Genomic DNA, 21,917 nt, shown 5'->3' on the forward strand with positions numbered 1-21,917 from the left:
CGACCATGATCCCGTTCAAGCGAATTTCCCGCCCCGCCCTGCTTGCCCTGGCGTTGTGCGGCGGTGCCGCGCACGCCGCGCTGGTACCACCCCAGGGTTACTACGAGGGGATCGAAAAGCTCAAGACCGGCGACGGCAACTTCCGCTGCGAGGCTGCCCCCAAGCCGTACACCAGCGCCCTGCAGTTCCGCAGCAAGTACGAAGGCTCGGACAAGGCGCGGGCCACGCTCAATGCCGCCTCGGAAAAGGCCTTTCGCAAGTCCACCGAAGACATCACCACCCTTGAGAAAGGTGTGAGCAAGATGATCGGCCAGTACATGCGTGACGGCCGCCCGGCACAGCTCGACTGCACCCTGGCCTGGCTGGGCAGCTGGGCCCGCGCCGATGCGCTGATGTCCACCGACTACAACCACACCGGCAAGTCGATGCGCAAATGGGCGCTGGGCAGCATGAGCGGTTCGTGGCTGCGCCTGAAGTTCTCCAGTTCGCAGCCGCTGGCCGCGCACCAGTCCGAGGCCGAGCTGATCGAGAAATGGTTTGCCCGGCTGGCCGAACAGACCGTGCGCGACTGGAGCGACCTGCCGCTGGAGAAGATCAACAACCACAGCTACTGGGCAGCCTGGGCGGTAATGGCCAGCGCCGTGGCTACCGACCGTCGCGACCTGTTCGACTGGGCCGTGAAGGAATACCGGGTTGGCGCCAACCAGGTCGACCAGCAGGGCTTCCTGCCCAACGAACTGAAACGCAAGCAACGCGCCCTGGCCTACCACAACTACGCCCTGCCGCCGCTGGCGATGATCGCCAGCTTCGCCCAGGTCAATGGCGTGGATGTGCGTGGCGAGAACAACAACGCCCTGCAGCGCCTGGCGCAGCGGGTACTGAACGGGTCGAAGGACCCCAGCGCGTTCAAGTCCCGCAATGGCGAGAAACAGGACATGAAAGACCTGAAGATCGACAGCAAGTACGCGTGGATGGAGCCCTACTGCAGCCTGTATGCGTGCAGTGGCGACACCCTGCAACGCAAGCGCGGCATGCAGCCGTTCAACAGCTTCCGGCTGGGTGGCGACCTGACCCGGGTCTACGACCCGAGCGCAGAATCGAAAAAGTAACGCAAAACCCCTGTGGGAGCGGGTTTACCCGCGAAAAGGCCAGACCTGCCATGTGCGGTGCCTGTGCCGGCCTCTTCGCGGGTAAACCCGCTCCCACAGGAATCTAGGTAGCCCGCCACGAACATGTGGGGGGTTTGGGGGGCGCTTTGCCCCGGATGCTGTGAACAAAAAGGAGAACCGGGATGGTCTTCTCGTCCAACGTGTTCCTGTTCCTGTTCTTGCCGATCTTCCTCGGCCTGTACTACTTGAGCGGGCAACGTTATCGCAACCTGCTGCTGCTGGTCGCCAGCTACATCTTCTACGCCTGGTGGCGGGTGGACTTCCTGGCCCTGTTCGCCGGGGTCACCCTGTGGAACTACTGGATCGGCCTGAAAGTCGGCGCCGCCGGTGTACGCACCAAGCCCGCGCAGCGCTGGCTGCTGCTCGGCGTCGGTGTCGACCTGGCGATCCTCGGCTACTTCAAGTACGCCAACTTCGGCGTCGACAGCCTCAACGCGATCATCTCCTCGTTCGGCCTGGAGCCGTTCATCCTTACCCATGTGCTGCTGCCGATCGGTATCTCGTTCTACATCTTCGAGTCGATCAGCTACATCATCGACGTGTACCGCGGCGATACCCCGGCTACCCGCAACCTGATCGACTTCGCGGCGTTCGTGGCGATCTTCCCGCACCTGATCGCCGGCCCCGTGCTGCGCTTCAAGGACCTGGTCGACCAGTTCAACAACCGCACCCACACCCTGGACAAGTTCTCCGAAGGCTGCACCCGCTTCATGCAGGGCTTCATCAAGAAAGTGTTCATCGCCGACACCCTGGCGGTAGTGGCCGACCACTGTTTCGCCCTGCAGAACCCGACCACCGGCGATGCCTGGCTCGGCGCCCTGGCCTACACCGCGCAGCTGTACTTCGACTTCAGCGGCTACAGCGACATGGCCATCGGCCTGGGCCTGATGATGGGCTTCCGCTTCATGGAAAACTTCAAGCAGCCGTACATCAGCCAGTCGATCACCGAGTTCTGGCGGCGCTGGCACATCAGCCTGTCGACCTGGCTGCGCGACTACCTGTACATCACCCTGGGCGGTAACCGCAAAGGCACCTTCAACACCTACCGCAACCTGTTCCTGACCATGCTGCTGGGCGGCCTGTGGCACGGCGCCAACTTCACCTACATCATCTGGGGCGCCTGGCACGGCATGTGGCTGGCCATCGAGCGCGCGCTGGGCATCGACACCAACCCGCAGCGTTTCAACCCGGTGAAGTGGGCGTTCACCTTCCTGCTGGTGGTGGTCGGCTGGGTGATCTTCCGCGCCGAGAACCTGGAGGTGGCCGGTCGCATGTACGGCGCCATGTTCAGCTTCGGCGACTGGCAGCTGTCGGAACTCAACCGTGCCCAGCTCACCGGCCTGCAGGTAGCCACCCTGGTGGTTGCCTACATCACCCTGGCGTTCTTCGGCCTGCGCGACTTCTACCGCAACGCCAGGCCAACGCCCAAGGCCACCCCGGTGGAGGTCAACAACGACGGTTCGATCGGCCTGGACTGGACCCGGGTGATGACCCGCGCCCTGGTGCTGCTGCTGTTCGTGGCCTCGATCCTCAAGCTTTCGGCGCAGAGCTACTCGCCGTTCCTTTACTTCCAGTTCTGAGGTTGATGACATGACCCGGACATTACGCATTACCTATTCGCTGTCGTTCCTCGGCCTGCTGGTGGGCATGGGCGTGTGGTCCACCGGTGGCCTGCAAAGCTTCCAGCGTACCGAGCAGATGACCCTGCTCAACGGCAAGCTGGCCAAGGCCGCCGAGACCCACTACGACGAGCAGTTCCCGATCAAGCGCCTGGGCACCAACCTGTGGGCGGCGATGGACTTCAAGCTGTTCAACGAAGGCCGCCCCGGCGTGGTTCTGGGCCGCGACCAGTGGCTGTTCAGTGACGAAGAGTTCAAGCCCACCGCCGGTGCCGAGCAGCTGATGCAGGAAAACCTGGCGTTGATCCGTGGCGTGCGCGACACCCTGCAGCAGCACGGCAGCCAGCTGGTGCTGGCGATCGTGCCGGCCAAGGCGCGGGTGTATGCCGAGTACCTGGGCAATGAGCTGCCGACCAGCCTGCATGACGACCTGTACAACCAGTTCCATGCCCAGGTGCGCCAGGCCAACGTGTTCGCCCCGGACCTGATGGCACCTATGGAGCAGGCCAAGGCCCGCGGCCAGGTGTTCCTGCGTACCGACACCCACTGGACGCCGATGGGCGCCGAAGTGGCGGCACAGGCACTGGCCGAAGCGGTAAGCCGCCAGAGCCTGCTCAATGGCGACCCACAGACGTTCATCACCGAAGCCGGCAGTACCGCGTCGTACAAGGGCGACCTGACCAACTTCCTGCCACTGGACCCACTGTTCAGCAACCTGCTGCCGGCCCCGGACAACCTGCAAAAGCGCACCACTCGCCCGGTCGAGGCCGAAGGTGAAACCGGTGACGCACTGTTTGCCGACACGCAGATCCCGGTTGCACTGGTGGGCACCAGCTACAGCGCCAACCCGCACTGGAACTTCCTCGGCGCGCTACAGCAGGCCCTGCGCAGCGACGTGGCCAACTACGCCGAAGACGGCCACGGCCCGCTACTGCCGATGCTCAAGTACCTGCAAAGCGATGCCTTTAAAAACGCCGCACCGCAAGTGGTGGTGTGGGAATTCCCCGAACGTTATCTGCCAATGAAGAACGACCTCAGCAGCTTCGATCCGCAGTGGATCGCCCAGCTGAAAAACACCCGTAAATCCGAAGAAAACCTGGCTTTGTCGTCCACCCGGACGAACCACTAATCAGAGGAACACACATGACTACCAAGACTTCCATTGCCAAAGCCCTCACCCTCGCTGCCGGCCTGTCCCTGGCTTCAATGCAGGCCTTCGCCGGCGCCGACGCCGCGCTGTATGGCCCGAGCGCACCGAAAGGCTCGACCTTCGTGCGCCTGTACAACGCTTCCAGCGCACCGGCTGCAGCCTCGGTCGGCAACACCCAGATCAAGCAGGTTGGCGCTCAGGCCAGCAGCGACTTCAGCTTCCTGCCAGGGGGTGACTACACCGCCCAGGTCGGCGGCAAGAGCGTGCCGGTCAAGCTGGCCTCGGACAAGTACTACACCCTGGTCAACAGCGCCAGCGGCAACCCGCAGCTGATCGAAGAGCCGCCGTTCAAGAACAAGCAGAAAGCCCTGGTTCGCGTGCAGAACCTGAGCGACCAGCAACTGACCCTGAAGACCGCCGACGGCAAGACCGAAGTGGTCAAGCCGGTGGCCGCCAACGGCCGTGGCGAACGCGAAATCAACCCGGTCAAGGTCAACCTGGCGCTGTACCAAGGAGACAAGAAAGTGGGTGACGTCAAACCCGTCGCCCTGGAGCGCGGCGAAGCCGCAGTGCTGTACGTAACGGGTTCCGGCAACGCCTTGTCGCCGGTGTGGGTAACTCGCCCCGTGGCTAGCAACTGATTCCCCTGCCTCTCAACGACTATTGGAGAAACATGATGATCCCGGTAATTCTTTCTGGTGGTAGCGGTTCCCGTCTGTGGCCTCTGTCGCGCAAGCAGTTCCCCAAACAGTTCCTGGCCCTGACCAGTGAACACACGCTGTTCCAGCAAACCCTCGAGCGCCTGGTGTTCGAAGGCATGGACACGCCGATCGTGGTCTGCAACAAGGACCACAAGTTCATCGTCCAGGAGCAACTGGCCGCGCTGAAGCTGGAAACCCAAGGCATCCTGATGGAACCGTTCGGCCGCAACACCGCGCCGGCCGTGGCCATGGCGGCCATGAAACTGGTCAACGAAGGCCGCGATGACCTGATGCTGGTGCTGCCCGCCGACCACGTGATCGAGGACCAGAAGGCCCTGCAACGCGCCCTGGCCCTGGCCACCGTGGCCGCCGAGCGTGGCGAGATGGTGCTGTTCGGCGTGCCGGCGACCAAGCCGGAAACCGGCTACGGCTACATCCGTTCCAGCCAGGACGCCCTGCTGCCTGAAGGCGTGGCGCGCGTAGCGCAGTTCGTCGAGAAGCCCGACGAAAAACGCGCCGCCGAGTTCGTCCAGGCCGGCGGCTACTACTGGAACAGCGGCATGTTCCTGTTCCGTGCCAGCCGCTTCCTCGAAGAGCTGAAGAAGCACGACGGCGACATCTACGACACCTGCGTACTGGCCCTGGAGCGCAGCCAGGAAGACGGTGATGTGCTGAGCATCGACGAGGCCACCTTCGCCTGCTGCCCGGACAACTCCATCGACTACGCGGTGATGGAAAAGACCCAGCGCGCTTGCGTGGTGCCGATGTCGGCAGGCTGGAGCGATGTAGGCTGCTGGTCGTCGCTGTGGGAGGTGCACGAGAAGGACGACAACGGCAACGTCACCAAGGGCGACGTGGTGGTGCAGGACAGCCGCAACTGCATGATCCACGGCAACGGCAAGCTGGTGTCGGTGATCGGCCTGGAGAACATCGTGGTGGTCGAGACCAAGGACGCCATGATGATTGCCCACAAGGACAAGGTCCAGGGCGTCAAGCAGATGGTCAAGACCCTCGACGAGCAGGGCCGCAGCGAAACCCAGAACCACCTGGAAGTGTATCGCCCGTGGGGCTCGTACGACTCGGTGGACATGGGCGGCCGCTTCCAGGTCAAGCACATCACCGTCAAGCCGGGCGCCAGCCTGTCGCTGCAGATGCACCACCACCGCGCCGAGCACTGGATCGTGGTGTCCGGCACCGCCGAGGTGACCTGTGACGAGAACGTGTTCCTGCTGACCGAGAACCAGTCGACCTACATCCCGATCGCCTCGGTGCACCGCCTGCGCAACCCGGGCAAGATTCCGCTGGAGATCATCGAGGTGCAGTCCGGCAGCTACCTGGGCGAGGATGACATCGAACGCTTCGAAGATGTGTATGGGCGTACCTCCACACCGGTCGAGCGTGGTATTTCGGTGAAGACCATCGCGCAGTAAGCAAGACCCTGGGGCCGCTTTGCGGCCCCGCTTTTTGAGCCACTCCCCATTTCGGGCTACGATGGTCAGACCCCGCGCAATCAAGGTCTGCCCGCCCCATGATCATCGGTGCCTTCCTCATCCTCACCTGGCTGGTGCTGCTGCTGCGCTACCCGGCCAAGGCCCTGCCGATCTCGCTGGCTGCCGTATGCGGCCTGGGCCTGGTGGCCCTGTTCGTCGTCTGGCAGGACACCCGCGAAACCTCGCAACTGGCCCGCCTGGACCTGCGCCTGACCTACGCCCCCGAACACTGCCCCGCCGACCGCGCTCTGCAGGTGCGCATGAAGAACGGCAACGACGTGCCGCTCACCGAACTGCGCTGGCGGGTGGCGGCCTATGCACCGGGCGATACCGTGAACCTGGCCGAGAATACCTACAACGCCCCGCGCTACCGTGGGCCGGGTGAACTGCAGCCAGGGGCCGAGTGGAAAGACTGCCTGCCGTTGCCGCCCCTGCGCTCCGGGTACCGGCCGCAGACCCTGGAATTTCGGGCAGAGCACCTGCAAGGTACGTTTGCCAATTGATTTATTGCCTGTGCCGGCCCTTTCGCGGGCTTGCCCGCTCCCACAAGCACTGCACAGTATTCAAGAGCTGTGGAGTACCTGTGGGAGCGGGCGAGCCCGCGAAGAGGCCAGCACAGTCAACATAACTTTCCCTGACAACAGGCCCCAACCATGCCCACCGTCCTGATCACCGGTTGTTCCAGCGGCATCGGCCGCGCCCTGGCCGACGCCTTCCGCGACGCCGGCCACCAAGTCTGGGCCACCGCCCGCAAACCAGAGGATGTCGCACAGCTGAGTGCCGCTGGCTACACCGCCCGGCAACTTGATGTAAACGACAGCGAGGCGCTGGCCCGCCTGGCCGAGGAACTGGAAAACCTCGATATCCTGATCAACAACGCCGGCTACGGCGCCATGGGCCCGCTGCTCGATGGCGGTGTGGATGCCCTGCGCCAGCAGTTCGAAACCAACGTCTTCGCCGTGGTTGGCGTTACCCGCGCATTGTTCCCACAGCTGCGCCGCTCACGGGGCCTGGTAGTGAACATCGGCAGCGTATCAGGCGTGCTGGTCACCCCGTTCGCCGGCGCCTACTGCGCCTCGAAAGCAGCCGTGCACGCCCTGAGCGATGCCTTGCGCCTGGAACTGGCACCGTTTGGGGTGCAGGTGATGGAAGTGCAACCAGGAGCGATTGCCTCGCAGTTCGCCAGCAATGCCCAGCGCCAGGCAGAGCAGGTGCTGGCGGCGGATTCGGCATGGTGGCCGTTGCGCGAGCAGGTGCAGGCTCGTGCACGGGCCTCGCAGGACAAACCTACTTCAGCGGCGGTGTTTGCCCAGGGCGTGCTGGCGGCGGTCGGGAAGTCGCCGGTGCCGGCGGTGGTGCGGTTGGGCAATGGCAGCATGGCGTTGCCGTTGATGGCCCGGTTACTGCCGCGGCGGTTGCTGGATTGGGCATTGCGCAGGCGCTTCGGATTGTTGCGCCCACTTTGAGCGATTGATTGCCTGTGCTGGCCTCTTCGCGGGCTTGCCCGCTCCCACAGGTATTGCGCCATCGTCGGAATCACTCTACCCCTGTGGGAGCGGGCGAGCCCGCGAAGAGGCCGGTACAGGCAAAACAGATCAGGCAATGGAACGCAGCACCCCGCCATCCACCCGCAAGGCAGCCCCGGTAGTAGCACTGGCCTGCATCGACGCCAGATACACCACCATGTTCGCCACCTCCTCCACCGTCGCCAGTCGCTTGATCAGCGAGGTCGGCCGGTGCTCAGCCAGGAAGTTGGCTTCCAGTTCTGCAGTCGACACCCCCTGCTCCTCGGCCAGCTTGGCAAAGAAGTCGCCCACCCCCTCCGAACGTGTAGGCCCCGGCAGCACCGAATTCACCGTCACCCCGGTACCAGCCAGCGTCTCGGCCAACCCACGCGACACCGCCAGCAACGCAGTCTTGGTCATGCCGTAATGAATCATCTCGGTCGGGATCTGTAGCGCCGACTCACTGGACAGGAACACCACCCGCCCCCATTTGCGCTCGGCCATGCCCTGGGCATAGTGGCGCGACAAGCGAACGGCACTGAGCACATTGACGTCGAAGAAACGCTGCCAGTCCTCATCCCCGATCTCGAAGAACGGCTTGGGCTCGAAGATACCCAGGTTGTTGACCAGGATGTCGGTGTGCGGCACCTGGTTGAACAGCTGCTGCGCACCGGCCTGGGTGGCCAGGTCGGCAGCGATGCCGATGATACGCGCCTGCGGCAGGCGTTCGCGCACAACGTTGAGGGCTTCGTCGACCCGGGCCTGGGTGCGACCGTTGAGGACCACTTCGGCCCCCGCCTCGGCCAGGCCGATGGCGATGGCCAGGCCAATGCCGGCGGTGGAGCCACTGACGATGGCGCGCTTGCCGTTCAGGGAAATGTGCATCTGAGCCTCCTCATCTGTCTGGGAAATCGCAGGGGCTGCTTTGCGGCCCTTCGCGGGCACGCCCGCTCCTACAGGTTCAACCTCCGGTCCCTGTGGGAGCGGGCATGCCCGCGAAGGGCCGCAGGGCGGCCCCCTGCCGCTATGCCTTCTTCACAGGCTGTTCATCGAATGCCTGCCAGCCACCACCCAGGGCCTTGTAAAGCCCCACCAGCGCCTGCGACACCGCCGCCGAACTGTCGATCCACTGCTCCTCGCTGGCCAGCAATGCACCCTGCACCGTCAGCACATTGAGAAAGTCCACTGCCCCTTCCACATACTGGCGCTGGGCAGTTTCCAGGGCGATGCGGTTCTGCCGCACTGCCTCGGCCAAGTGATCGCGGCGCAGCTGGCTGGCGTTGTACAGGCGTAGCACATCGTCGATTTCATGCCAGGCGCCCAACACCACCTTGCGGTAGTTCAGCGCCGCTTCCTGCTGTTGCGCCTCGCGCAGTTCCAGGGTGCCCGTGAGCCGGCCACCCTCGAAGATCGGCAGCGACAGCTGCGGCCCGAAGGCGAAACGGCGCGAATCCCAGGCGCCGAAATCGGACAGCTGCATGGCCTGGAACCCGACACTGCCCGACAGCCGGATACTGGGGTAGAAGTCGGCCTTGGCCACGCCAATGCTGGCGGTGGCGGCATGCAGGCGGGCTTCGGCCTGGCGAATGTCCGGGCGGCGCTCGGCCAGTTCGGACGGCAAGCCAATGGCGAACGTCTGCTGCGGCGCAGGCAGTTCGCCGCCCTGCAGCAACTCGGCCTGCAGGCTGCGCGGCGGTTCGGCGGCGAGCAGGCTGAGGGCGTTGATCAGGTCATCGCGCCGTGCTTCCAGGCTTGGCAGGCGCGACTCGATCGAGGCGACCTGGGCACTGGCCTGGGCCACATCCAGGCGCGTGGCGACACCTTCGGCCTGGCGGTTTTCAGACAACTTCAGGCTGTGCTGGGCAACTTTGAGGTTGTCGCGAGTCACATCGATGGTGTGCTGCACGGCGCGCAGCTGGATGTAGTTGCCGGCGGTTTCCGCAAGCAATGCCAGCAGCACACCGCGGCGGTCGTTCTCAGCCACTTCGACCGTGGCATCGGCAGCCTCGACCTGGCGCCGCACGCGGCCCCACAGGTCCACCTCCCAACCAGCCACCAGGTCGCCCTGCCAGAGGTTGAAGGCTTGCTTGCCCGCCTTGCCGGACGGGTCACTCAGGCCTTCGGCACTGTTGCGCGCGCGGCTGTAGCCGGCATTCACATCCACCGACGGTACTTCGTCGGCAGCCACGGTGCTGCGCAGGGCGCGGCTTTGCAGCAAGCGGGCGCTGGCCATCTGCAGGTCGAGGTTGCGCTCGGCAACGCGCTGGATCAAGGCACTCAGGCGGGCGTCGTGGAAGCTTTCCCACCAGCGCAGTTCCAGCGGTGCGGCCTGCGGCTGGCTGGCCGCCACCTCACCTTGCAGCGGCGCCCACTGCTGCGGTGCCTGGCTGTCAGGGCGCTGGAAGTCCGGGCCCAGCGTGCAGCCAGCCATCAACACGGCCAGCAGCAACGGGCTCAAGCGTAATGCCGGTTTCATCGTGCGCTTACCTCTTTGCCGTCGAGCTTGTCGCCACGGGTGTCGATGGTCGCTTCCACCGACATGCCCACGCGCAGGCGGGCAAGCAGCGGCTGGCCATCGTCGAAAACGATCTTCACCGGGATGCGCTGCACCACCTTGGTGAAGTTGCCGGTGGCGTTATCCGGCTTTACGGCGGCGAAGGTCACGCCGGTGGCCGGGGCGATGCTTTCCACATGGCCTTGCAGCTTCTCACCGGCAAAGGTGTCGACGCTGATGCTCACCGCCTGGCCGGGCTGCACGTGGGTCAGCTGGGTTTCCTGGAAGTTGCCGACCACGTAGGCATGCTGCAACGGCACCACCGACAGCAGGCGAGCGCCCGGGTTGACGTAGGCACCGACACGCAAGGCGCGCTCGCCGACCATGCCGTCCACTGGCGCGGTGATGCGGGTGTAGGACAAGTCGAGCTGAGCCTTTTCCAGCCCCGCTTCGGCCCGCTTCAGCTGGCCGTCGGCGCTGGCCACCTGGGCGGAAAGGATATCCACCTGCTTGCGCGCCGCGACCAGTGCCGCCTGGGCATTGGCCAGGCGCGCACGGGCCTGGTCGACCCCGCTGCGCGCCTGCTGGGCGTTCTGCACGGTGCCGGCACCCTGCTCGGCCAGGCGGCTGTAGCGGTTGACCTCATGGTCGGCGAACGCAGCTTCGGCCTGGGCCGCCTTCACCGCCGCCTCAGCCTGGGCAATCAGCGACGCCTGGCGCTCGAGGGTGGCGCGGGCATCGGCGCTTTGCGCCTGGGTCACCAGCAACTGCGCCTGTGCGGCATCCAGCGCGGCCTGGTAGTCACGGGCATCGATGGTCGCCAGCAACTGACCGGCCTTGACCTGCTGGTTGTCTTCCACCAGCACCTCCTTGATGAAGCCGGCGACCTTGGGCGCGACCACGGTGTAGTCGGCGATCACATAGGCGTCATTGGTGCTCTGGCGGTGGTCGCTGCCGAACATCCAGGGGCCGACGATGCCGGCCAGGACGGCCACGGCCAGCACCGAGCCGATGAACAGGGTTTTGCGGTTGTTGGTCATTTCAGTGGTTCTCGAATTCATCCAGGGTTCAGGCCACCGCACGCGGCGGATAGACCCGGGTAGGCACGAAAGGAATCAGGCAGATCAGGGCTACGGCAATGCAGGCCATGACCAGGTAGAGGTCGGCCGAGGTCAGCACCAGCGCCTGGTCGTGGATGCGCCTGGCCAGGCCGGCTGCGTTATCGTCGACCAGCGGGGCGTTGCCCAGGCTGTCCACCAGGTGGTTGGAATGGAAGTGCCGGCGCAGGGTGCCCAAGGCGTCCAGCAGGCCACCGGCAATCACTGCGGCCATGCCCTTGACGGTGTTGAACCAGCTGGAGGCGAACGGGCCTTCCTGCGGGGTCATGCCGTTGGTGGACAGCATCAGCAATGGCAGCACCGCCATCGGCTGGCCGAACACCTGCAGCAGGTAGAACGGGTAGAAATCGCCACGGATCCACTGGCTGGTCAACAGGCTGCTGCCCACGCAGGACACCGCCAGCATCGCCAGGCCGATACCCAGCACCCAGCGGCAGTCCACCGCACGGATGTTGCACAGCGCCGCCGTCAGCGGCAGGGCGATGAGCTGTGGCATGGCGACCAGCATCATCAGCGGGCTGGTCTGCGCCGGGCGGTAGCCCTGGATCTGCGCCAGGTAGGCCGACGGGATGCTGCCCACGCCCGAGAGCACGATCAGCACGCCAGCCAGGGTCACCAGGGCGAAACTCAGGTTGCGCCGCGACAGCATGCGCAACTGGAAGAACGGCAGCGGCTCGGACCATTCGTTGTACATGAACAGCACCAGCAACAGCAGGCCACCGCCGAGCAGCCAGCAGATCAGCGGCGAATCGAACCAGCCCCAGCGGTCGCCCAGCGACAGGCCCAGCACGGTGCAACTGATGGCCGGCAGGCCGAGCAGCACGCCGCGCCAGTCGAACTGCTTGAAGCGCTCCAGGCGCAGCGGGTCCTGCGGCAGGCCCCAACCGACGCAGGCAGCGGCCAGCGCCGAGGGCAGGATGATCTGCCAGAACGCCCATTGCCAGCCGACGTATTCGGTCCACAGCCCTGCCAGCGGCGTGCCGAGGTTGGGGCCGAAGGTAGCGGTGAGGGCATAGCAGGCCAGGCCATAGACCTTGATGCCCGGCGGCAGGAAGCGCAGCGCCACGCTCATCAGCATCGGTGGCAACGCGCCAGAGGCGAAGCCCTGGAGCACACGCAGCAGCATCAGGCTGTGCAGATTGGGGGCGAACGGTTGCAGCAGGCCGAGCACGGCGAACAGGCCGATGGCGCTCATGGTGAAGCGCCGCAGCGAGAACGTGGTGGCCAGCCATGGCGCGAAGGCCATGGCCGAGACCGAGGCGGCGCTGTAAACCGCCAGCAGCCAGGCGCCTTCGTCGGCACCGATGCCCATGGCCCCGCGGATATCGGCCAGGGAGATCTTGGTCACCGACTCGTTGAGGCCCGCGCACAGCACGGCCAGCAACACACCGAACAGCCCGACCACTACCTGCAGGCCAAACGCAGTCTGCGCAGGCGCGGCCGGCGCGGGGGCGGCGGCAAGCGCGGCAGACGGGGCGGACAGGGAACTCATGGGCAGACATCTCCAGCAACAAATTTGCGACTGGAGCAAGTCTAAGAAGGTCGAATGCTGACGAAAACTGACTTATCGGTAGGTTTATGTTGCGTTAGACGCAATTCACTTCAAAACCGAGTCGCCTGCTTCGCGGGCGCGCCCGCTCCCACAGGTACAGCACACCTCTCAAGACTTGTGATGTTCCTGTGGGAGCGGGCATGCCCGCGAAGAAGCCAACCCGGAATCAAGGGTCGACGCTGCAGCAAGCCTTCAGGGTCTGCCGCAACCACCGATGCGCCGGGTCATTGTGAAACCGCGGGTGCCAGGCCTGCAGCACGGTCACCCGCTCCAGCGGCACCGGGATCTGGAACGAGCGCAGCGGCAGCCCAAGCTTGTGCACGCTGTTGAGGATGTTCGCCGGCATCGGCAGGATCAGGTCGGAATCCGGTAGCGAGAACAGCGCCGAGTGAAAGCTCGGGGTAATCAGCGCCACCCGCCGCTGCACCTTGAAGTTGGCCAGCTCCACATCGATCGGCCCGTTGGCCCGACCACGGCGGGACACGCTGATCTGTGGATAACTGGCAAAGCTGGTCGGCGTGATCGGCTGCTCGAAGATTGGGTGGTCACGCCGCGCCAGGCCCACGTAGTAGGTCTGGAACAGGCTCTGCACCTTGATCTCCGGGCCCAGGTCCACGGTCGAGCTGATGATCAGGTCGGTACGGCCGTCGCGCAGCACGCTGTCGTCATCGCCGCCGGGGCTTTCCGGCACGAAGCGCAGCACCGTGCGCGGCGCCTGCTCGTGCATGCGCCGCAGCAACTGGGCGCCGTAAAGGGCGATGAACAGGTCATTGGTGCGAATGTTGAAGGCCCGGTCGAGCTTGGGCAGGTCGACCTCGTCGGCACTGCGGAACACCTCGCCAGCCTGCTCCACCAGTGCCGCCACCTGCTCGCGCAGGGCCAACGCCCGCGGCGTCGGCACCAGGCCACGGCCGGCGCGGACAAGAATCGGGTCACCCAATGCATCGCGGATACGCCCCAAGGTCCGGCTCATCGCCGCCGGGCTCAGGTTCATGCGCTGCGCCGCGCCAACCACGCTGCCCTCGTCGAGCAGGGCATCGAGGGCGACGAGCAGGTTCATGTCCGGGAGTTGCATGGCCGTTTTCCGTTACAGCTGTGAGCAATGGCGATGGTAGCAGGTTGGTGGAATGCACCAGACGCAATGCGCTCGTGCGTGGTAGGGCATTTATTCACTGGCAGTGTTCGGCCTTAAATGAAGCATTGGCAGGTCTGGCCTTTTCGCGGGCACGCCCGCTCCCACAGGAACCTCACAATGTCTGAGTGATGTGCGGTACCTGTGGGAGCGGGCATGCCCGCGAAAGGGCCGCCCCCGCAGATACATCAACCAGCTTTTGCCAAGGACCCCACATGCCCAGCCCCGTCCTGATCGCCATCGATGCCTCCCCTGCATCCACCGCCCTGCTCACCCTCGCCCGCCGCTACTGCCGCCCCGACGAGCACGAACTGCACGTGCTGCTGGCCATCGACTCTACCTTCGCCGTCCACGACCAACCCGCGCCCTACACCGCCGAGGAACTGGAAGAATACCCCGCCGCCTGCGAAGAGCAGCACCAGGCCGACCAGGCCGTGGCCAAGGCGGTGCGCGAGCTGCAGCAAGCCGGCTTCGCCAGCCAGGGCTGCATGGTAGCCGGGCAGCCGGTCGAGGCGATCGTGGCCAAGGCGCAGGAACTGAATTGTGAACTGATCATCATGGGCCACCGCCACCTGTCGCGGCTGGGGCGGTTGCTGGACCCGTCGATCAGCGCCAAGGTGATTGATCGGGTGAAGGTGCCAGTGTTGGTAGGAGCTGCGAGCTAACTGCTCTGCGAGAAGTGTTCATTGCTCCTGGCCTCTTCGCGGGCTAGCCCGCGAAGAGGCCAGGAGCCGCACTACCTCACCCCGGCTCATCCCTCGCTCGGCTTCACCACCACCGTACAAGTCGTCCCCGCCGCCAGCAAAAACCCGTCCGGCACTTCATCGATATGAATGCGCACCGGCACCCGCTGCGCCAGCCGTACCCAGTTGAAGGTCGGGTTCACATCGGCGATCAACTCGCGGCTCTGCGGGTTGTCGCGGTCGTAGATGCCGCGGGCGATGCTCTCCACATGGCCCTTGATGCGCTCGCCGCTCATCATCTGCAGCTCGGCCTGGTCACCCACCTTCACATGCGGCAGCTTGGTCTCCTCGAAAAACCCGTACACCCAGAACGAGTTTTCGTCGACCACCGCCATCACCGCTTCACCGGTGCGCGCATAGTCACCCTTGTGGATATTCAGGTTGGTCACGTAGCCGTCCACGGTGGCCACGATCTGCGTGCGCTTGAGGTTCAGCTCGGCCGCGGCCAGTTCGGCGAGGGCCTGCTGGTAGTCCGCCTGGGCGGAGTTGGCGATGTTGCTGGCGTCGTCGCGGTTCTCCTTGGAGATCACCAGGTTGTCCATGTCGGCACGGCGCTTGGCGTTGACCTTGCGCATCTCCCAGGTGGCCTTGCGCGATGCAACCTGCGCCTTGGCCTGGTCGACTGCCAGCTGGTAGTGCTCGGGGTCGATCTGGATCAGCAAGTCGCCCTTCTTCACCCGCTGGTTGTCCTTGACCGGCACGTCCACCACATAGCCGGGCACGTCGGCGGCGACGTTGATGATATCGGCGCGCACGCGGCCGTCGCGGGTCCATGGCGTGGTCATGTAATGCAGCCACAACTGGCGACCGATCACCACGGCAGCGGCCAGCACCAGCAGGGTGGCGATCAGGCTGAAGAACTTTTTCATCGAAGGATTCTCACCAGTAGAGCGACAGCGCCAAGGCGCCGAACAGGCAGACGAACAGGCTCAGGCGCAGCAGCGCCGGGTGCCAGAAGAAACGGTAGCCATCATGGCTGGCGATGAACCGGTCCAGGCCCCAGGCCAGGCCCAGGGCGAACAGGAACATCAAGGTCATGGTGGGCATGTACACGCCATGGAAGGCGATTTCACGGGGCATGGTTTCACGGAGCATCGTGCAGTCCTTTCGCCGGTGCCAACGGCGACTGTGGGTCGAGCAGGGAAGAACGGATGAAATGCAGGTAGCTTTGCGCGCGGCGCAGCACCGAGGTGTCGAAGTGGCGAGCGAAGGGCTCGTCGGTGGCCTGCACACGGGCAATGGCGTGGTCCACTGCCACCAGCGCGCGTTCGTGGTTGCTGGCGCTGGGCTGCAGGAACAGTCGGGCCAGGGCACGGCCCATCACGCGGATCGCTTGGCGCCAGGGCTGCGACTCGGCGTAGGCCGGGTGTACCGGCGCACGGGCCTGCTCCTTGCGCAGCTCGATGACCGCGTGGCCGATTTCCAGCACGGTGAACATCCAGCCCATCAACTGGCTTTGAACCTGTGGCTTGCCGGCTGCCAAGCCATAAGCCTGGTGCAGCAGGTCACGGGTGCGGCTTTCGAAGGCTGAACCCAGGCCGCGCAGGCGTCCGCTGATGGCAAACAGCACCTGCTCGCGCAGCTCCTGCTCCAGGCGGCTCCACAACCAACGGCTGTTGGGCGGCAGGATGATCGCCCCGGCCGCGGCACAGACGAACATGCCGATGACCATGCCGATGTAGTCGTTGATGAAGGTGTACGGGTCATACACGGTGAGGTTGTTCGGCACCGAACCGATGGCGAAGAACACCAGCAGGCCGATGCCGTAGCCGGCATAGGCCGGCCGTGACGAGAGGAACGCGCCCAGCACGAACACCGGCGCCAGGACCATGCACAGCAGTGGGAAACCGTCGATCCAGGGGAACACGAAGAAGGTTTCGAAGAAGCCGACGAAGGCACCGATCGCTGTGCCGCAAGCCATCTGGAACGACATGCGCTTGGGGTTCGGCGAGGCGGCCGAGAGGCCCACGGTGACGGTGGCGATCAGGGTCATCATGGCGCCGCTGGGCCAGTCGCTGAACAGCCAGTAGCTGCCCAGCAGCAACAGCACCGCCGAGGCGCGCACACCGGCGGCCAACGACACCAGCCAGCTGGTCTGCGCCACGTAGGGCTCATCCCACTGCTCGCGTTCGTGCCGGTGCGCGGCCAGCGAGGCGTGGGTTTCGGCGTAGCTGTACATCTCGTCGACGAAGCGGTAAAGCAGCTCGAAGGCGGTATGGAAGTCGAGCAGGTCGGACTCGCTCGGCTCGGTCGCCAGGTACTCGGCGCGCAGGCCGCGCACCTGGGCCTGCAGGCCTTCCTTGTAGGCGGCCAGCTCCAGGGTCAGGCGCAGCGCATCGGCGTCGGTCAGCGCCCGACCCACGTAAGGTTGCAACAGTTCCACCAGGGTGTTCAGGCCCGGTTCGATGGCGCCGACGATCTGCAGCGGGCCACGGGCGCGCAGGCGCTCCAGCAAACGGTGCAGGGCATTGAAGCGCGTGGTGATGGCCATGAATTCGCTGTTCATGCGCACCAGGCGACCAGAGCGCCGGCGCATATGCGGGTCCTCGAAGGCGGTGACGTTGCGCAGGCTCTCGAGGCCCACTGCTTCAGCGACGAAGCGCACGTTGCTGCTCTCGAAGCGGTCCCGCTGGCTATCGCCACGCAGGGCCTCGACCACCACCCCGGCGAACACGCCAAAGCGCTGGTACAGGGCGTTGCGCATGGCGGCACTGGCCGACTGTGGCAGGATCGCGGCGCTGACGAAGGTCGACACCAGAATGCCCAGGGCGATTTCCAGCACCCGCCATACCGCCGCCATGAACGCCTGGTCGGGGTGCTGCAGCACCGGCAGGCCGATCATCGCTGCGGTGTAGCCGGCCAGCACGAAGCCATAGGCGCGGAAGGTGCGGTAGCGCATGGCACCGGCCGAGCACAGGCCTACCCACAGGGCCAGGCTGGGCAGGAACAGCTCGGTGTTCTGCGGGAAAATGGCGATCAGCGCCACCATCATCGCCGAGCCGGCCAGGGTGCCGAGCACCCGGTAGAAGCTCTTGGCGAACACATGCCCGCTTTGCGGCTGCATGACGATGAACACGGTGATCATCGCCGTGCGCGGTTGCGGCAGCTCCAGGCGCATGGCCAGCCACAGGGTGATGAATGCAGCGGCCAGCACCTTGAAGATGTACACCCAGGTCACCCCGTCGGTGCGCGCCCAGGCAAAGAAGCCCCGGCGCCATTCCAGGCTCTGCAGCCAGCGCAAGGGCAAACTGGAAGTGCTCATTCGGCGTTTTCCGGCTTCTTGTCAAAAATGGCCAGGGTGGCCGGGGTTTTCGGTGCTGCCTGGCGCTCCTCTTCCGGCACGTCCTGACCGGCCTGCAAGCCGCCGCCCAGGGCGGTGACCAGCTCGGCATGGGCAATCAGGCGGGCGGCCTGCACCTGCTGTTGCACCTGCTGCTGGCGGAACAGCAAGGTCTGGGCGTTGAGCACGTTGAGGTAGTCGGTAAGGCCACGCTGGAAAGCGACCATGGCGATGTCGTAGGTTTTCTGCGCGGCCGCGACCGACTCGGCGGCGAAGTGCGACTGCTCCCTCATCGACTCGCGGCGGATCAGCTGGTCGGAGATATTCTTCAGCGCACCGACCACGGTCTGGTTGTAGCGCGCCACGGCCACGTCATAGCCCGCCGAGGCCACGCCCAGCTGCGAGCGCAGGCGGCCACCGTCGAAGATCGGCAGGCTGATGGCCGGGCCGACGTTGTAGTTGAACTTGCGCCCGGTGAGGAATTCCAGCGGGCCACCGCCGGTGGCCATGAAGCCAAGGCTGCCGACCAGGTCGACGTTGGGGAAGAAGCCGGCGTGGGCAACATCGATGCCACGCGCCTGAGCGGCTACCTGCCAACGGCTGGCAACCACGTCAGGGCGCTGGCCGACCAGTTCGGCCGGCAGGTTCGACGGCAGTTTCAGCGGCGCGGCCAGGGCCAGGCTCGGGCGCTGCAACTGCGCCCCCTCCCCCGGGCCCTTGCCGGCCAGGGCGGCCAGCTGGTTGCGGGCCAGGGCAATTTCTTCGTCGAGGCTGTCGAGCTGGCGGTGGGTTTCCGGCAACGGCGCTTCAGCCTGGCTGACTTCGAAGTGGGTGCCGATGCCGGCATCCAGACGGCGCTTGGCCAGGGCCAGGATCTGCTCCTGCTGTTCCAGCTCGGCCTTGACGATATCGCGCTGGGCGAAGTGCAGGCTCAGCTGAATGTAGGCGCGCACCACGTTGTTCTGCAGCTCCAGCTGCGCCTGGCGGGCTTCGGCCACGCTCATGTGCGCCTGGTCCACGGCCTGCTCGCTGGCATTGCGTTCGCGGCCCCACAGGTCGAGCGCGTAGCTGAAGCCAATCGCGGCGTTGTTGTCCCAGGTGTTGGCGCCGGACAGCGCGCCCGGGCCGTAGAACTGGTCTTCAGGCCAGTTGTGGCGCTTGAGCGTGGCCTGGCCATTGGCCTGGAGCTTTTCCGCCGACTCGACCACACCGGCCATGGCCCTGGCTTCGCGTACCCGCGCCGCAGCCATGGCCAGGCTCGGGCTGCCGGCCACGGCCAGGGCAACCCAGCGGTCCAGCTGTGGGTCGCCATAGGCGCGCCACCACTGCTGGTCGGGCCAATGGGCGTCGGTCGCGGCTTCACGTATGGCCGCGTCGGTGGTCAGGGTGTTGGCTTGCAGCGTCTTGCTTTGCGGGGCAATGCCCCAGGTTCCGATACAGCCGCTCAAGGTGAGGGCAAGGGCACAGGCACTGAACGCATTGAGCGTTCTGATGATGCGACGCGGCACAGCTGCGATTTCCCGAGGAAGAGGTGAAGAGGCCGGGCAATTCTAGGGGGCGTCAGCACTGGCGATAAGCGTGGATTCCTGCGAATCTTTGTTACCAAAACGGCGATAATCCGCCTTTGGTCGAAGGCAACTTTTCATCTCTTTTACGTTACTTCGTGACACAATTTTGTCCTCTACATCGAGAGTGACCCATGGACACCCTGCAAAACATGCGTGCTTTCAGTTGCGTAGCCCAACTCGGCAGCTTTACCGCTGCCGCCGGGCAACTGGATACGACCACCGCGAACGTGTCGCGGGCGGTCTCCAACCTGGAAGCCCATCTGCAAACAAGGCTGCTCAACCGTACCACCCGCCGCATTGCGCTGACCGAAGCCGGCAAGCGCTACCTGATGCGTTGCGAACAGATTCTTACCTATGTCGAAGAAGCCGAGGCCGAGGCCAGCGACGCCCATGCCCGCCCGGCCGGGATGTTGAAGGTGCACTCGATGACCGGGGTCGGTCAGCACTTCGTGGTCGACGCCATCGCCCGCTATCGCGAATCGCACCCGGACGTGACCTTCGACCTGACCATGGCCAACCGCGTGCCCGACCTGCTCGACGAGGGCTATGACGTGTCCATCGTGCTGGCCACCGAACTGCCCGACTCGGGGTTCGTGTCGCAGCGCCTGGGCATCACCTACAGCATTGTCTGCGCCTCGCCCGCCTACATCGCCCGCCACGGCGTGGCACACAAGCCTGCCGACCTGCTCAAGCACGCCTGCCTGCGCATGGTCAGCCCGGTGATCCCGCTGGAAAAGTGGCTGTTCGACGGGCCGGAAGGCCAGGAAATGGTCAACATCACCAGCTCGCCGTTCATGGTCAATACTGCCGATGCCATGAAGACTGCTATCCGCAGCGGCATGGGCGTGGGCGTGCTGCCGATCTATTCGGCCATCGACGGCCTGCGCGACGGCAGCCTGGTGCGGGTACTGCCCGAGTACCGGCTGCAGGAGCTCAACCTGTACGCCATCTACCCGTCGCGGCAGTACCTGGATGCCAAGATCAAGACCTGGGTCGAGTACCTGCGCAACTCGCTACCGGAGATTCTCGCGGCGCATGAGGCGGACCTGAAAACCCATCAGGTGATGATCGCCAACTAAAAAGCTGCTGCATTGCGGGGGCGGACAATGGTAGGTTGCTAACCAATGTCAGGCCATTCGCGGGCACGCCCGCTCCCACAGGTAATGCACAGGCCTTCAATCTGTGCGGTACCTGTGGGAGCGGGCGTGCCCGCGAAGAAGCCCCCACCGTCCCACGCCTTGCAGAGAAGTAGCCCGATGAAAAAGACCGTCCTGGCCTTCAGCCGTATCACCCCGGCCATGGCCGAACGCCTGCAGCAAGACTTCTACGTGATCATCCCGAACCCCAAGCTCGGCGATATCAACGCCCAGTTCAACGAAGCCCTGCCCGAGGCCCATGGCCTGATCGGCGTTGGCCGCAAGCTCGGCCGGGCGCAGCTTGAAGGCGCGGCCAGGCTGGAGGTGGTATCCAGCGTGTCGGTCGGCTACGACAACTACGATCTGGACTACTTCAACGAACGCGGCATCGCCCTGACCAATACCCCCGACGTGCTGACCGAAAGCACCGCCGACCTGGGCTTTTCGCTGATCATGGGCTGCGCCCGCCGCACCGCCGAGCTGGATGCCTGGACCAAGGCCGGCAACTGGCAGGCCACCGTGGGCCCGGCCCACTTCGGCAGCGATGTACATGGCAAGACCCTGGGCATCGTCGGCATGGGCAACATCGGTGCCGCCATTGCCCGTCGCGGCTGGTTCGGTTTCAACATGCCGGTCATCTATTCCGGCAATAGCCGCAAGACCGCGCTGGAGCAAGAGTTGGGGGCTCAGTTCCGCAGCCTGGAGCAACTGCTGGCTGAAGCCGATTTCGTCTGCATCGTGGTGCCGTTGTCCGATGCCACCCGCAAGCTGATCGGTGCGCGTGAGTTGCAACTGATGAAGCCGAGCGCGTTCCTGATCAACATCGCCCGCGGGCCGGTGGTAGATGAAGCTGCGCTGATCGATGCACTGCAGAACGGTACCATTCGTGGTGCGGGCCTGGACGTGTACGAGAAAGAGCCGCTGAGCGATTCGCCGCTGTTCAAGCTGCCCAATGCACTGACCTTGCCGCACGTTGGCTCGGCCACTGCCGAAACCCGGGAGGCCATGGCCAACCGGGCAATCGACAATCTGCGCGCAGCGCTGCTGGGTGAGCGGCCGCGGGACCTGGTGAACCCGCAGGTGTGGACACGATAAAGCAGTTACTTACCCAACTACGCTCGAGCCGGTAGAAAGAGTGTCACCACCTGCCCTCTGCCGGCCATATTACCCAATCGCAAAAAAACACGTGCAGTTGTATGTTTCCCTTGAGCCGATATAAGGGAGCAGCATGACAAATAAGTTTTGACATTCAGCATTTGA

Annotated in this window: 19 protein-coding genes; 10 read left to right on the top strand and 9 right to left on the bottom strand. The window is 64.8% G+C overall.

Annotation, left to right across the window (positions count from 1 at the left end):
* The first annotated feature begins 5 nt into the window (after nucleotides 1–5).
* From A4C63_RS15080 to A4C63_RS15110, 7 genes are all read left to right on the top strand, one after another.
* Nucleotides 6–1,109 carry a mannuronate-specific alginate lyase gene (locus A4C63_RS15080; RefSeq protein ID WP_063913342.1) on the top strand — a complete coding sequence of 368 codons (1,104 nt, stop codon included), beginning with the start codon at nucleotides 6–8 and terminating at the stop codon, nucleotides 1,107–1,109.
* 182 nt (nucleotides 1,110–1,291) lie between these two features.
* Nucleotides 1,292–2,749: an MBOAT family protein gene (locus A4C63_RS15085; RefSeq protein ID WP_063913343.1), complete on the top strand. Its 1,458-nt coding sequence runs from the start codon at nucleotides 1,292–1,294 to the stop codon at nucleotides 2,747–2,749.
* Between the two features lie 10 nt (nucleotides 2,750–2,759).
* A complete protein-coding gene (locus A4C63_RS15090) occupies nucleotides 2,760–3,917 on the top strand; it encodes an alginate O-acetyltransferase (RefSeq protein WP_063913344.1) in 1,158 nt (385 codons plus the stop codon).
* A 14-nt stretch (nucleotides 3,918–3,931) separates the two neighbouring features.
* Entirely contained in the window at nucleotides 3,932–4,579 is a 648-nt protein-coding gene (locus tag A4C63_RS15095) for an alginate O-acetyltransferase AlgF (protein WP_063913345.1), read from the top strand.
* A gap of 35 nt (nucleotides 4,580–4,614) precedes the next feature.
* Nucleotides 4,615–6,069: a mannose-1-phosphate guanylyltransferase/mannose-6-phosphate isomerase gene (locus tag A4C63_RS15100; protein WP_063913346.1), complete on the top strand. Its 1,455-nt coding sequence runs from the start codon at nucleotides 4,615–4,617 to the stop codon at nucleotides 6,067–6,069.
* 98 nt (nucleotides 6,070–6,167) lie between these two features.
* Nucleotides 6,168–6,632, top strand: coding sequence for a hypothetical protein (locus A4C63_RS15105; protein ID WP_015271749.1), 465 nt, complete (start codon nucleotides 6,168–6,170; stop codon nucleotides 6,630–6,632).
* Between the two features lie 150 nt (nucleotides 6,633–6,782).
* Nucleotides 6,783–7,595 carry an SDR family oxidoreductase gene (locus tag A4C63_RS15110; RefSeq protein ID WP_063913347.1) on the top strand — a complete coding sequence of 271 codons (813 nt, stop codon included), beginning with the start codon at nucleotides 6,783–6,785 and terminating at the stop codon, nucleotides 7,593–7,595.
* A gap of 129 nt (nucleotides 7,596–7,724) precedes the next feature.
* Here the strand turns inward: A4C63_RS15110 and A4C63_RS15115 are convergent, their stop codons facing one another.
* The 5 genes from A4C63_RS15115 to A4C63_RS15135 form a co-directional block, all read right to left on the bottom strand.
* On the bottom strand, nucleotides 7,725–8,519 hold the full coding sequence (locus tag A4C63_RS15115) for an SDR family NAD(P)-dependent oxidoreductase (RefSeq protein WP_063913348.1): 795 nt from the start codon (nucleotides 8,517–8,519) through the stop codon (nucleotides 7,725–7,727).
* Between the two features lie 139 nt (nucleotides 8,520–8,658).
* Nucleotides 8,659–10,110, bottom strand: a complete 1,452-nt coding sequence (locus A4C63_RS15120; protein ID WP_063913349.1) for an efflux transporter outer membrane subunit — start codon at nucleotides 10,108–10,110, stop codon at nucleotides 8,659–8,661.
* Nucleotides 10,107–11,168, bottom strand: a complete 1,062-nt coding sequence (locus tag A4C63_RS15125) for an HlyD family secretion protein (protein WP_063913350.1) — start codon at nucleotides 11,166–11,168, stop codon at nucleotides 10,107–10,109. The genes A4C63_RS15120 and A4C63_RS15125 overlap by 4 nt, the downstream gene beginning before the upstream one ends.
* Before the next feature lie 28 nt (nucleotides 11,169–11,196).
* Nucleotides 11,197–12,738 (bottom strand): MFS transporter, encoded by a 1,542-nt coding sequence (locus tag A4C63_RS15130; RefSeq protein WP_063913351.1) that lies wholly within the window; start codon nucleotides 12,736–12,738, stop codon nucleotides 11,197–11,199.
* Nucleotides 12,739–12,964: 226 nt separating this feature from the next.
* The gene (locus tag A4C63_RS15135) at nucleotides 12,965–13,873 is read right to left on the bottom strand and encodes a LysR family transcriptional regulator (RefSeq protein ID WP_063913352.1); all 909 of its coding nucleotides are present in this window, start codon (nucleotides 13,871–13,873) and stop codon (nucleotides 12,965–12,967) included.
* A gap of 272 nt (nucleotides 13,874–14,145) precedes the next feature.
* On the opposite strand from A4C63_RS15135, the gene A4C63_RS15140 reads away from it, so the two are divergent.
* Entirely contained in the window at nucleotides 14,146–14,595 is a 450-nt protein-coding gene (locus A4C63_RS15140; protein ID WP_063913353.1) for a universal stress protein, read from the top strand.
* An 86-nt stretch (nucleotides 14,596–14,681) separates the two neighbouring features.
* On the opposite strand, the gene A4C63_RS15145 is transcribed toward A4C63_RS15140, so the two are convergent.
* The 4 genes from A4C63_RS15145 to A4C63_RS15160 are packed head-to-tail and all read right to left on the bottom strand — an operon-like array spanning nucleotide 14,682 to nucleotide 19,461.
* Entirely contained in the window at nucleotides 14,682–15,542 is an 861-nt protein-coding gene (locus tag A4C63_RS15145; RefSeq protein WP_063913354.1) for an HlyD family secretion protein, read from the bottom strand.
* 10 nt (nucleotides 15,543–15,552) lie between these two features.
* Nucleotides 15,553–15,753, bottom strand: coding sequence for a DUF1656 domain-containing protein (locus A4C63_RS15150; protein ID WP_008097766.1), 201 nt, complete (start codon nucleotides 15,751–15,753; stop codon nucleotides 15,553–15,555).
* Nucleotides 15,754–15,757: 4 nt separating this feature from the next.
* Nucleotides 15,758–17,935, bottom strand: coding sequence for an FUSC family protein (locus tag A4C63_RS15155; protein ID WP_063913355.1), 2,178 nt, complete (start codon nucleotides 17,933–17,935; stop codon nucleotides 15,758–15,760).
* Nucleotides 17,932–19,461: an efflux transporter outer membrane subunit gene (locus A4C63_RS15160; RefSeq protein ID WP_063913356.1), complete on the bottom strand. Its 1,530-nt coding sequence runs from the start codon at nucleotides 19,459–19,461 to the stop codon at nucleotides 17,932–17,934. The genes A4C63_RS15155 and A4C63_RS15160 overlap by 4 nt, the downstream gene beginning before the upstream one ends.
* Before the next feature lie 191 nt (nucleotides 19,462–19,652).
* On the opposite strand from A4C63_RS15160, the gene A4C63_RS15165 reads away from it, so the two are divergent.
* Together A4C63_RS15165 and A4C63_RS15170 are read left to right on the top strand one after the other, a co-directional pair.
* A complete protein-coding gene (locus tag A4C63_RS15165) occupies nucleotides 19,653–20,600 on the top strand; it encodes a LysR family transcriptional regulator (protein ID WP_015271759.1) in 948 nt (315 codons plus the stop codon).
* Between the two features lie 177 nt (nucleotides 20,601–20,777).
* Nucleotides 20,778–21,752, top strand: coding sequence for a D-glycerate dehydrogenase (locus A4C63_RS15170; RefSeq protein ID WP_063913357.1), 975 nt, complete (start codon nucleotides 20,778–20,780; stop codon nucleotides 21,750–21,752).
* Nucleotides 21,753–21,917: the final 165 nt, after the last annotated feature.

Source organism: Pseudomonas sp. p21 (genome assembly GCF_001642705.1).
Classification (GTDB): Bacteria; Pseudomonadota; Gammaproteobacteria; order Pseudomonadales; family Pseudomonadaceae; genus Aquipseudomonas.